A 12,075-nucleotide genomic window follows, 5' to 3' on the forward strand; every position below is an offset into this window, starting at 1 on the left:
GCTGAGTTCTCACCCAATTTCAGGATCAGCCTGCGGCTCGCCATACTTTTGTTTTGGCAAAAGTATGCAAAACCATTGTCATCCGCAAAACTCGTCAACGACCAGCTACATATTCGATCAGTCGCAGAAACAATACCTTATAGAAGTAGTCCTGCCTCAAACAACTGCGGATGACGTTTCCGAGTATCATATTTCATCAAGAATTTTTATCGAGCTCAGGTTAAATTGTGTTATGTCCTTTTTTTTAAGTACTTAGAGAGTTGAAATTCGCGTAACTGTTAAAAACTCATACCATAAAATATAATTTTTCTCTTCTCAGCAATACCTCAATTTTTCAAGACAATGATGCAAAACCAGTCTAATTTCTGATTTTGCATGGTCTTGAAAGTTACTCTGCAAAAAGCGATTGAGGATTTTTTAAATTTTTACGACTTTTGACTGCATCAAGATATTTTTCAATTGCTGGATGACTTTCAATCTGTGCCATCTTTAATTGCCAAAATAGCATCGAGCCCACAAAAACATCCGCTGCGGTAAATTGCTCACCACAAAGATAGGGTTGAGCTTGTTCCAAGCCTTGAATTAAAGCCGTATAAGTATCCTGAAAATTCCCATACCCGATATACATTTTTTGGTCATCAGAAATTTCAACTTTTAATGCGCGATCTGAATTGGCTGCATCCCACGGACCAGCAGCAAAGAGTAACCAACGGTAATATAAGCCACGTTTTGGATCATCTAATGCAGGTGCAAGACCTTGATCAAAAAATTTATCTGCCAAATAAGCACAAATTGCCGCCATTTCATAAATCACAATATCGCCATCAACCAAAGTTGGCACTTTCCCAAATGGATTAATTTTTAGATAAGATTCTGATTTCATTTCAGTATGATACGCCAACTCAATTTTTTCAAATTCAGCACCAAGTTCAATCAATAGCCACTCAATCACAAGACCTCTAGATTGTGCGTTGGTATATAGTTTTAAGCCCATTTTTCCATTCCTTTATTGTGGTTGTTATAATATAAACGTGGGTATTGTCAGTTTTTGTCAGGAGCATGTGTGTTTGATTTCCTTTCTTGCTCTTTTTGCCACCATGCCTGAAAAAGATGACGTTTAAATTCAGGATAGACCGTTTCTGACACATGCATTTTTTGAATGCGATCTAAACGAAAATTTCGAAAGTCTTCGCGCAATTCACACCACGCAGCCAAAAGCATTTTGTCATTAAAATAGCCCAACACAAATGGCCAAAGTACTCGTGTAGAAATATTCTGTTTTTCATCTAAATAATCGACTTCAATTTTGACTTGATAGCGGATTGCCAAACGCACCTGTTCTACAGTTTTTTCATCAACAGCCAACCAGTGATTGATAGAACGAAGCATGGTTTCATTAATTAATTCCTGTTTATTTTTTGGAAGCACTGCATTGAGCTTCGTTAAGACGGAATGTGAGGCACTTTTCAATGCGGGATCTGGCACAGATTTTAACCAATGCAGTGCCAAAAACACTGCTTCAACTTCTGTTTCATCCAGACTCATCGGGGGAAGCAAAAAGTTTTCTTTGAGCTGAAAACCTAAACCTGCACTGCCTTCGATATGAACACCTTGATCTCGTAAACTTTCAATATCCCGATAAACGCTCCTAACACTGATTTCTAAATGCTCGGCTAAATGGCGTGCAGTAATCGGATAACGTTGTTCCCGTAAATGTTGGAGTAAAGTGAGTAATCGTATTGAGCGGCTCATAAAAAATTTTCTTGTAATGTTTTTTGCTTTTGAGTAAAGACGTTGTTTGCCATATACAAACAACGTAAAGAGACATTTAAGCGACTTCAGAAGTATTGATTTGCGTCTTTAAAAATTGATGTAAAACAGTCACATTATTGGCAATCATCAAGGGATTAAATGTTTTCAGTACCTCAACACTATGCACACCATAACTCACACCCACACGCGGCATTGCAATTTTTTGCGCCATTTCCAGATCATATGAGGTATCCCCCACCATAATCGCCTGTGTAGCATCCATCCCCGTGTAATTTAAAATTTCAGTCAACATCAAAGGATCTGGCTTAGATTTAGTCTCATTGGCTGCGCGCGTGACTTCAAATAATTCAAGACTTTGTGTTTGAGCTAAAACTCGATCTAGACCACGACGGCTTTTCCCTGTTGCAACAGCCAATTTAATATTCTGATTTTTTAAATCGTACAACATCTCAGAGACGCCAGCGAACCACTGATCATCTTTAGAGTGTTCAACATAATGATCGCCATAACACTTCAAAATATCTGCATGCAATGCAGGAACTTGAGGAAATAGCACTTGTGCCACTTCAGGCAACCCTAAACCAATAATGCTTTTAGCTGCTTCAGGCGTTAAGGGTTGATCATAGACTTTTGCAGCAAATAATAAACTTTCAACAATTTGCCCAACTGAATCAAATAATGTTCCATCCCAGTCAAAGACAATCAGTTCTACAGGCTTTTGCATGAATTACTTCCAATATGTGTTCCGTTGATTGGGTCTTTACATTCCCGATAAAGGTTACCGTATCACAGACCAAGAGAGGTGATATTGATTTATTTTCATCCTTGACAGGTTAAAGTCATCACTTATTTTAAACATGTGGAAATTTTGATCATCAAATTTCCACATGCTATAAAGCAAAAGAATAGGATCGTTTGATCCAATTAATCTTTCTTTTGTGCTCTTAGCTGTGCAACCAAACTCTGCATATCTTCGGGTAAAGGCGCTTCAATCACAGGATAACCCGGAATTTCCAAGCGCATCGCATGCAAACATAAGCGACGTGGATTTGGTCCGCGATATTCTGTCTCATGACCATATTTTTCATCCCCAACCAGAGGATGACCAATACTTAATCCATGCACACGAATTTGATGGGTACGCCCTGAAAGAGGTGACGCATAGACCAAAGTGGCATGCATAAAACGTTCAGCAACATTCCACTGCGTCTTAGATTCTTTACCATCTTTTGACACACGTACACGACGTTCGCCATTAGATAACTCATAACGCAATAATGGTTGGTCAATAAGTTGACGATCCAGACTGACCTGCCCTTTCACGATTGCGGCATAAGTTTTTTGAATCTTATGCTCCCGCAGCAAGTCTTGTAGTGTTTTTAATGTACTGCGTTTTTTACTGACCATGACCAAACCAGAAGTATCACGGTCGATACGGTGAATCAGCTCTAAATATTTTTTGCCTGTTGCTGCACGCAAGCCTTCAATCAAACCATACGCTACGCCACTCCCCCCATGTACAGCAATTCCAGAAGGTTTATTGACCACCATCAACCCTTCATCTTCATAAATTACACGGCTGAGTAAACTCTGTGCGACTTTATCAGACACAGGAGCATCCGTTTCATCTTTCTGTTCAAATCGAATGGGAGCAACACGGATTTGATCACCAATTGCCAATTTAGTTTCAGCCTTGATACGCTTTTTATTGACGCGTACTTGCCCTTCACGAATTAAGCGATAGATCCGACTTTTTGGCACACCTTTAAGACGCGTAAACAAGAAATTATCTATGCGTTGACCTTCTTGATGCTCGTCCACTTCAAACCAAGTGACACTTTGCCATTGTTGCGTAGAATTCATACAGTTACGTGATCCAATAAAAAACTAAAATTTGATTAAAAACTGATCATTTAGACTATACTTTTCATACAAAATAAGTGTATAGCCCATAGGCAGATGATTCAAGGTTTGCTATAGTCAGCGCACGGATACCACCGTAAGTGAAGTTTATTATGTTCCTTTCACCCATTGAAAATGGAATATAAAAGGTAAACCTCACGACAGATGCGGAAAGGTCCCAAAAGAATATGCCGACGCCGAAGGCTTTATTATATCGGCAAAAAGACAAACTGTTGCGTTTAATTGTACTTAAAGTACAGAAATCGGTTTGTTTAAAAATATATGTCGCCAACCCAGACGTTGGTTTTTAAACATAAACTGATACACATCAGACAAGTCGCTTTAGAGTGTTTTTCAGGACATAAGTGTTTGAGGCATTGGAACTGCACAATTTGTAAAGATACGATGATCATTCCGTATCAAGACGCTCTCACCAAAGTTGAGAGACTCTTCGAGCAATGTGATAGTGAAAGACGAACAAATCAGTCATCCAATGCACCACTTTGAGTACCAGTGAAAGCCTCAAAACTTTAATTGTGCAAAGATTAAAGAAGTATTGCAGCATCAATACAGGTATCAAAAGCCCAAGCTTGCTCAAAACAAGTGGGTTCATTACTGAAATCATATAGATGTACTGATGGTTTGAGTTTTGATCCAATATTCAGATGTTCGCTTCACTTAAACAGATAGCGAGTTGTTGGTGTGAATCACTATTAGGTGTTACACCCATGAAACGTATGTTGATTAATGCAACACATGCAGAAGAAGTTCGCGTTGCACTCATCACTGGTCACCGTCTTTATGATTTCGACTTAGAAAATCGTACCCGTGAGCAAAAGAAAGCCAATATTTATAAAGGGCATGTCACTCGCGTAGAACCCTCTTTAGAAGCTGTATTTGTAGAATATGGTGCAGGTCGTCAAGGTTTCTTGTCGATGCGCGAAATAGCCAATACATACTACAAAGCAGACCCTCGTCAAACTTCAAATATTCGTGAGTTAATCACAGAAGGTACTGAACTTTTAGTTCAAGTTGAAAAAGAAGAACGTGGCAATAAAGGTGCTGCGCTTTCGACGTATATTTCACTTGCTGGTCGCTATTTGGTGCTTATGCCAAACAATCCAAAAGGTGGCGGTATCAGTCGTCAAATTTCTGGATCAGTTCGTGAAGAATTGAAAGAGATGTTGGCATCATTGAACACTCCACGTGGTATGAGTGTCATTGTACGTACTGCGGGGATTGGTCGCTCACAAGAAGAACTACAACTCGACTTACAACATTTATTGGACCTTTGGGCGCAAATTCAAAACTCAGCGAACTCTGGTCCATCACCAATGTTGGTTCACCAAGAAGCAGGTGTGGTAACACGTGCAATTCGTGATTACTTACGTGATGACGTAGCAGAAATTTTAATTGATTCAGAGCAAGCATATAACGAAGCCTATAACTTTGTTAAAGCAGTGATGCCAAATCAATTGGATAAACTCAAAACCTATACCTTGAATGAACCATTGTTTGCTCACTTTGGTATTGAAAGCCAAATTCAAACGGCTTATGAACGTGAAGTCAAACTTCCTTCAGGTGGTTCGATTGTCATTGACCAAACTGAAGCATTGGTTTCAATTGATATCAACTCAGCAAAATCAACACGTGGTCACGACGTAGAAGAAACTGCGTTAAGCACCAACTTAGAAGCTGCTGAAGAAATTGCGCGCCAATTACGTTTACGTGATATCGGTGGTTTGGTTGTAATCGACTTTATTGATATGACCAAAGAACGTAACCAACGTATGGTTGAAGCCAAACTTCGTGAAGCAACACAAAGTGATCGTGCACGTATCCAGTTTGGTCAATTGTCACGTTTTGGTTTGATGGAAATGAGCCGTCAACGTTTACGTCCTTCATTGGAAGAAGCAACAGGTTATGTCTGCCCACGCTGTCACGGTACAGGTATGGTACGTGACTTACGCTCACTGTCTCTTTCAATCATGCGTAAGGTTGAAGAAATCGCGCTTCGTGAACGTCATGGTGAAGTTCAAGTTGAAGTGCCTGTTGAAATTGCGGCATTCTTATTAAATGAGAAACGTCACAGCCTAGTTTACTTAGAGCAAACCTCAAATGTACGCGTGACTGTACTCCCTCACCCGCATTTAGAAACACCGCATTACGAAATTTCGTATAACCCAGAAGGCTTTGCGCCGACAAGCTATGAGCGTACAGAAGCAACACGTTCAAGTGAAAAAGAATTGGGTTACCAATCTTCTGAATGGCATTTGGAAGAAGAACAGACTCAGCAAAATACAGCACCTGTTCAAGCTCAAAACAATAAGCAAAATAGAAAGCAACAACCTGCTCAAGCTCAAAAAGCAGTACCAGCACAAATTGCTCAAACATCATCAAGCCCATGCGCTTGGTTAGAAAACTTGTTTGTACAAAAACAAGCTGCAACCATTGATCAATCACGCACTGCAAATAATGCAGCAGCAGCAATTGAGCAAATGATTAATGGTGGAGCTGTCAGCCGTGGTCAGTTTGGTCAAATCAATCAGCATGCTTCAACAGCGATTGAAGCTCAGATTGTTCCTGAAACAAATGCTTATCTTTCACATACACCTGTTCAAAAGTCAGAACCGCGTGAATATGAAAAGCATGTTGAGAAAGAAGAAAAATCTCAACGCAACAATAAAAACAAAAATCGCAATAAGCATAAAGAGTCTCGTGAACAAGCGAATGATCAGCATCAAGTGATCGAAGAAGTTGTTCAAGTGACTCGTCAAGAGCAACGCCAAGAACAGCGTCAAGAGCAACGTGATCAACGTCGCCAACAAAAGCAACAGCGTTCACAACACGATCAACAGGCTGATAGCAACAATGAGCAAGCTGTTCCACGTCGTGATCGCAATCATCAACAACGCCCAAATCGCCCAAATCGCCATCGCGACAGCAGCGTATTTAATGATGAGCAACAATCAGCGCCTCACAACGCGCCTGTAGAGTTAGCTCAAACTCAAGAGAAACAACCAAAAGTTGAAATTATTGATGCACCACAACATGCGTCAATGACAACTGCATTGGTGGTCAATCTTGATCAGGCGCAAAGTGAAATTGTTGCATTGACACCACAACAAGCCACAGTACCTGCAAAAGCGAAGAAACATGATCGTCATGAAAAAGGCGAAACTGTCGCAAAAGCACCTCGCCCTGTTGAAACTCAACCTGTGGCGAAGCCTGTTGAAGAAAATCAGCATGCACAGGCTGAACCAGAGCTCAGTATTGAAAAGGCTGAAGTACAGCAACCTGTTCAACGTGCGAGCAATGATCCTCGTCAAAAACGTCGTCAACAGCGTGAAGCAGCACAAGCAAAAGCAGCAACACCAAAGATCAGACCTTCACAAGTACCGACATTAAACCAGTACTCAGTTGGTTCTTTGATTCGCCATGTCTATGGTGATGATTGTGCGGTATTGATTGAACAATTTGGTCTAATTCCAACATTCAATCGTGCATTGCTTAAGTTCACAGAAGAGTATTCTGCAACCTTAACGGTTCAAGAAACTGCTGAACCTGCGAAGCAACCTGTGACACGTGATGTTGCTGTTACAAAAGCAGCACCAGAAGCACAACCTGCTGAAGTGTTAGACTTAACTCCACCAAAACCTGAAAATGACCGTCGTGTAGCCAATGACCCTCGCGAACGTCGTCGTTTAGCAAAACAGGCTGCGGTACAAGCAAAGCAAGAGCATCAGGCTGAACTTGAGCAAAATCAAGAACAAGCACAACCCGTAGCGCCAGCTGAAGCTAAAGCTGAAGACACAGCAACTGTAGATATTTCTGCACCGAAAGCTGTTGAAGAAAAAGCACCAACAGAAAATACTGTAGAAACCACAGTAGCGCCTGTTGCAGCTAAAACAGCTACAGCAACTGAAACAGTAGTAGCAAAACCGTCTAAAAGCGCAACAGCCGCGACAGAGAAAGCACAAAAAGCACAGCAAGCTTTAGCTTTAGATACAGCAGCAACTTCTGATGAGGCAGAAACATCTAAGACAGATGTTGCGGCAACAGAAGAAAAACCTGCTCGCCCTCGTCGCCCTCGTGGACGTCCACCGAAAAAAGCGACACCACCTGCTGCGGAGTAATTCAGCAAATTTGCTTAAAATATAGCGATTAAAGGAAACCTAGTCATTTCGATGGCTAGGTTTTTTTGCTATTTTGAATAGATTTTAAAGACATTTGTCAGATTAGGTTGATTGCACTAGTCTTAAACGATTAAAAAGACAAATGTCTAAACGATAAGGTGGTTTTTATTTCCAATTTGATTCTCGAATCTGGAACTAAGAATAATATCTACAGATCATGTATACATGTTTACTCAAATGCAGACATGACATGAAAGTTGATGTGTACCTTATGCAGATCAATGACACACTAAGAAATTGTATCGGATTACGAAAAAAAAATAGGATTGATATGAGTCAAACAACACAGACCGATCTCATCGGATTTGCTGATGTAGCCGAGCGCTTACCACAGCTCATCAATAAGCTTCCAAATATCCTGACTGGACTTAAACAAGCTTATATCAGAACGCCCAACACACCTGCTGGGCTAGGTCTAGCTTTTGAGCGTGCGGTCAAACGTAATCCATATGGAGATGCGTTATTATTTGAAAACCAACGCTACAGTTATAAAGAACTGAATGCTTGGGCAAATCAAATTGCACATTTCTATCTTTCTCTTGGTATAAAAAAAGGCGATGTGATCACTGTGATGATCGAGAATCGTCCAGAGTTGATTGCAACAGTGATCGCTTTAGCAAAAATTGGCGTAACCTCTGCACTTGTGAACACTTCACAAACAGGCAAAGTACTCACACACAGTGTCAACCTCGTTAATCCTGTGGCAATTGTTGTGGGAGAGGAATGTCGTGCTGCTGTGGATGAAGTTCGTCAAGATTTAAACATCGCTTCAGATCGCCTACACTGGTTTGCAGATCAAGACACCTTAAAAGAACCAGGTAGTGCACCACAAGGCTATGTCAATCTTGCACAGCAAATTGATGCATTCCCTAAATTTAATCCTGCAACAACTCACAATGTTAAAGGTAAAGATGGATTATTTTATATCTATACCTCTGGAACAACGGGATTACCTAAAGCGGTTATATTCACCAATAGTCGTTGGACACTCGCTTATGGAACCTATGGTCACATCCTAAATTTAGGTGAAGATGACGTAATGTACTGTACTTTACCGCTCTACCATGCAACAGGCATGGTGGTATGTTGGTGTGGCGTCATTGCAGGTGGTTCGGCTTTGGCAATTCGACGTAAATTTTCAACCTCTGCATTTTGGTCAGATGTGAAAAAATTTAACGCATCTGCAATTGGGTACGTAGGAGAACTTTGTCGCTATCTTATGGATGCAGCCCCATCCGAACTTGATCATTCACACCGCGTTACCAAAATGATCGGTAATGGCATGCGTCCAAATATCTGGAACAAGTTTAAACAGCGTTTTGGCGTAGAAGAAATTCTTGAACTGTACGCTTCAAGTGAAGGCAATGTGGGGTTCAGCAATATCTTCAATTTTGATAATACTGTTGGGTTTTCACCTACTCCTTATGCCATTGTACAGTTTGATAAAGAAAGTAACGAAGCAGTACGTGATGCAGATGGCTACTGCCAAAAAGTCAAAAAAGGTGAAGTGGGCTTACTGATTGGTAAAATTACCAAACGTTCTCCTTTTGATGGCTATACAGACCCCGAAAAAAACAAATCCGTGATCATGAAAGATGTCTTTAAAAAGGGCGATGCTTATTTCATTACAGGTGATTTGGTTCGTGATATCGGTTTCCGTCATGCTCAATTTGTTGATCGTCTGGGAGATACTTTCCGTTGGAAAGGCGAAAATGTATCTACCACTGAAGTTGAAAATATCTGTAGCGACTATCCCAAGATTACAGAAGCAGTGGTTTACGGCGTTGAGATTCCAAATACCAATGGTCGTGCAGGTATGGCAGCAATTACCTTACATGAAGGCGAACAGCTGACAGAACAAGATTTAAGCCAGATGGTTACAGATTTTAAAAAGAACTTACCTGCTTATGCAGTTCCAGTTTTTTTACGTATTCAACAGATTGTAGAAACGACTGGAACATTTAAATATCAGAAGAATAAATTGAAGGAACAGGCTTTTAATCCTGAAAAAACTTCTGATCGTTTACTGGTTTTATTGCCAAGTGCGACAGCATATTGTGATGTCACAGCAGAGGTTTATGCCAATATCGAAGCTTATAAATACCGTTTCTAGAAATAAAAGCCCTGTTTTCAGGGCTTTTTTAATTGATTTTGTGTTATTTATAACCGAACGTTGCAAAGTTTCTTAATTTTTACTTGCGCTCTATCAATATCTTGCTAAAATACGCTCCATCAAAACAAAAGGGTCGTTAGCTCAGCTGGTAGAGCAGCGGACTTTTAATCCGTTGGTCCCGCGTTCGAATCGCGGACGACCCACCACTTATTGTTTTGACCTGTATGGATATCGAATGAAAATTACTGATTTTCATGTCGCTTTAAGTAAAGTTTTACTTTACATCCTAACTCAGGGTCGTTAGCTCAGCTGGTAGAGCAGCGGACTTTTAATCCGTTGGTCCCGCGTTCGAATCGCGGACGACCCACCATCTATATGTTTCAATCTGAACATGGATACCGAATGAAAATCTAGATTTTCATTGATTCGGATAAAGTGATACTTTATACATCCTGACTCAGGGTCGTTAGCTCAGCTGGTAGAGCAGCGGACTTTTAATCCGTTGGTCCCGCGTTCGAATCGCGGACGACCCACCATTCTTTCTTCGGGCTTCTTTCTGTACTGTTTAAGTACTATACTAGAAATGAAACCTGCAAATATTCCGACCTAGACAAAACATCATCTTTTTTGATGCTTCGCCGTTCTCGAAATTTTGCTTGATCTTTTACTTTTGTTTAAACACTTTTAGACAGGTATTGGGTTGTTAGCTCAGTTGGTAGAGCAGTAGACTCTTAATCTATTGGTCGTGGGTTCGAACCCCACACAACCCACCAAATTTAAAAACGATCTATCTGTTTTAATTCTCAAAACGCTTTAAGACATACGCTTTCATTGGCGCTGTATGGTGTTGAGCAAAATACAAACGGTTCTCTTCAGTTCCATTAAGAATTTTATCAATGTCCATCACCAAATTATTTTTCTCATCCACTTTATAAAAAAATTGAATTCCTTCGATTCGATTTACAATGATTTCATGCTGCGCGTCATCATAAATCCATGTATTTTTTTGATAGCTTCGATTTGATTTTACATCACTATTTTCATTGCTTATTTTGCCCATATATACAAATGTACGGTGCGCTGTTCCATCTGCGAGTAAGTTGATAATAAACTCTGCACTGCCCTGTTCACACTTGGCAAATGGATCATCACAGCTGATTTGCACATGATAGCGTCCAACAAACTCTTCAGCTTTGGATGGTAAGGTTTCACGCTGCGGTGCAAAACCTTTAATCTCTGCCATTGCAGGTAAGGTCGCCTGCCCCGCAACTTCACTCAACTTCTTGCCATCACTGGCAGGTACAGCTTGTGTTGCTTCTTGCAAAGCAATCTCACTAGATGAATTCTGTGAATCAGAAGCCCCCTGCTGCTTATTGTTCGATTTTGAAGAATCACAAGCACTCAATAGGCTACAGATGCCTATACCTAAAATTCCAAGGAAGCTTGTTTTATGAACCATCAAATGCATAAATCCCAATAACCCAAATATACTGAGTAAAAAACATGTCAAACATTCATCTACATGCGCATATAGTATTGCGTTGTACCACTTCTCGAAATCTTCACGGTATTTTTTTTACAAAAGTATAAAAAACACTTTTTTTTCAACTCGTCAGCACTTGCTTTACGTCCGCTTTTTTACAGTATTTTGAATAATTTAAGAAACATTGTTACACAGTATTAACAATTTTTATCGGCACTTTACTTGAAGAATTGTGTCAGAACTCCATTATTAAAAGTACAGAGATTGTTCTTATAGTGCTAAAGCATGATCTGTGACAGATAACTTTCTAAGGAGATTTAAATGACCAATTCTGGTTTATATCGTTCAAGCCGACATAATATGATCGCCGGTGTTATGGGCGGTATTGCTGAACGTTTTGGTTGGAATGTGACTTTGCTGCGCATCATTTTCGTGATTGTTTCATGTATGAGTGCTGCATTCCCAGGTATTCTGGTCTATCTAATTCTTTGGTTACTGATGCCTAAACAGAATTTACGTTTGAATGATCATCAAGGTTATCAGCGTCCCGTACGTACCATTTATGAAGAGAAAACCCATTAATTAAAATTCTTTTAAACACTTTTCCC

The 12,075-nt window shown here is 40.2% G+C and carries 8 protein-coding genes and 4 tRNA genes; 7 read left to right on the top strand and 5 right to left on the bottom strand.

Going from position 1 to position 12,075, the window contains the following annotated elements; translation table 11 throughout:
- Positions 1-388: 388 nt before the first annotated feature.
- The 4 genes from AC1Z3T_RS06535 to AC1Z3T_RS06550 form a co-directional block, all read right to left on the bottom strand.
- On the bottom strand, positions 389-994 hold the full coding sequence (locus AC1Z3T_RS06535) for a glutathione S-transferase family protein (RefSeq protein ID WP_100886033.1): 606 nt from the start codon (positions 992-994) through the stop codon (positions 389-391).
- Between the two features lie 47 nt (positions 995-1,041).
- A complete protein-coding gene (locus AC1Z3T_RS06540; protein ID WP_309170321.1) occupies positions 1,042-1,752 on the bottom strand; it encodes a helix-turn-helix transcriptional regulator in 711 nt (236 codons plus the stop codon).
- A 76-nt stretch (positions 1,753-1,828) separates the two neighbouring features.
- On the bottom strand, positions 1,829-2,497 hold the full coding sequence (locus tag AC1Z3T_RS06545) for an HAD-IA family hydrolase (protein WP_042088484.1): 669 nt from the start codon (positions 2,495-2,497) through the stop codon (positions 1,829-1,831).
- A 200-nt stretch (positions 2,498-2,697) separates the two neighbouring features.
- The gene (locus AC1Z3T_RS06550) at positions 2,698-3,636 is read right to left on the bottom strand and encodes an RluA family pseudouridine synthase (RefSeq protein WP_004826533.1); all 939 of its coding nucleotides are present in this window, start codon (positions 3,634-3,636) and stop codon (positions 2,698-2,700) included.
- Between the two features lie 767 nt (positions 3,637-4,403).
- Between AC1Z3T_RS06550 and AC1Z3T_RS06555 the strand changes: the two genes are divergently transcribed.
- The 6 genes from AC1Z3T_RS06555 to AC1Z3T_RS06580 all read left to right on the top strand — a co-directional run bounded on the left by AC1Z3T_RS06555 (position 4,404) and on the right by AC1Z3T_RS06580 (position 10,757).
- On the top strand, positions 4,404-7,811 hold the full coding sequence (locus AC1Z3T_RS06555; RefSeq protein ID WP_100886035.1) for an Rne/Rng family ribonuclease: 3,408 nt from the start codon (positions 4,404-4,406) through the stop codon (positions 7,809-7,811).
- A gap of 331 nt (positions 7,812-8,142) precedes the next feature.
- The gene (locus tag AC1Z3T_RS06560) at positions 8,143-9,984 is read left to right on the top strand and encodes a long-chain-acyl-CoA synthetase (protein ID WP_100886036.1); all 1,842 of its coding nucleotides are present in this window, start codon (positions 8,143-8,145) and stop codon (positions 9,982-9,984) included.
- A 130-nt stretch (positions 9,985-10,114) separates the two neighbouring features.
- Positions 10,115-10,190, top strand: a tRNA-Lys gene (locus AC1Z3T_RS06565).
- 88 nt (positions 10,191-10,278) lie between these two features.
- Positions 10,279-10,354 (top strand) — tRNA-Lys (locus tag AC1Z3T_RS06570).
- 90 nt (positions 10,355-10,444) lie between these two features.
- Positions 10,445-10,520, top strand: a tRNA-Lys gene (locus AC1Z3T_RS06575).
- Positions 10,521-10,681: 161 nt separating this feature from the next.
- Positions 10,682-10,757: transfer RNA gene (locus tag AC1Z3T_RS06580), tRNA-Lys, on the top strand.
- A 23-nt stretch (positions 10,758-10,780) separates the two neighbouring features.
- Here the strand turns inward: AC1Z3T_RS06580 and AC1Z3T_RS06585 are convergent.
- Positions 10,781-11,443 (bottom strand): hypothetical protein, encoded by a 663-nt coding sequence (locus AC1Z3T_RS06585; protein ID WP_042088591.1) that lies wholly within the window; start codon positions 11,441-11,443, stop codon positions 10,781-10,783.
- A gap of 345 nt (positions 11,444-11,788) precedes the next feature.
- On the opposite strand from AC1Z3T_RS06585, the gene AC1Z3T_RS06590 reads away from it, so the two are divergent.
- Positions 11,789-12,049 carry a PspC domain-containing protein gene (locus AC1Z3T_RS06590; RefSeq protein WP_005035529.1) on the top strand — a complete coding sequence of 87 codons (261 nt, stop codon included), beginning with the start codon at positions 11,789-11,791 and terminating at the stop codon, positions 12,047-12,049.
- Positions 12,050-12,075: the final 26 nt, after the last annotated feature.

The sequence above is a fragment of the Acinetobacter sp. B-6 genome (genome assembly GCF_056930735.1).

What these genes read in the sequence shown, in the direction of transcription:
- AC1Z3T_RS06590 (WP_005035529.1), top strand. Translation starts at nt 11,789, where the DNA reads ATGACCAATTCTGGTTTATATCGTTCAAGCCGACATAATATGATCGCC.
- AC1Z3T_RS06560 (WP_100886036.1), top strand. Translation starts at nt 8,143, where the DNA reads ATGAGTCAAACAACACAGACCGATCTCATCGGATTTGCTGATGTAGCC.
- AC1Z3T_RS06545 (WP_042088484.1), bottom strand. Translation starts at nt 2,497, where the DNA reads ATGCAAAAGCCTGTAGAACTGATTGTCTTTGACTGGGATGGAACATTA.
- AC1Z3T_RS06535 (WP_100886033.1), bottom strand. Translation starts at nt 994, where the DNA reads ATGGGCTTAAAACTATATACCAACGCACAATCTAGAGGTCTTGTGATT.
- AC1Z3T_RS06540 (WP_309170321.1), bottom strand. Translation starts at nt 1,752, where the DNA reads ATGAGCCGCTCAATACGATTACTCACTTTACTCCAACATTTACGGGAA.
- AC1Z3T_RS06555 (WP_100886035.1), top strand. Translation starts at nt 4,404, where the DNA reads ATGAAACGTATGTTGATTAATGCAACACATGCAGAAGAAGTTCGCGTT.
- AC1Z3T_RS06585 (WP_042088591.1), bottom strand. Translation starts at nt 11,443, where the DNA reads ATGGTTCATAAAACAAGCTTCCTTGGAATTTTAGGTATAGGCATCTGT.
- AC1Z3T_RS06550 (WP_004826533.1), bottom strand. Translation starts at nt 3,636, where the DNA reads ATGAATTCTACGCAACAATGGCAAAGTGTCACTTGGTTTGAAGTGGAC.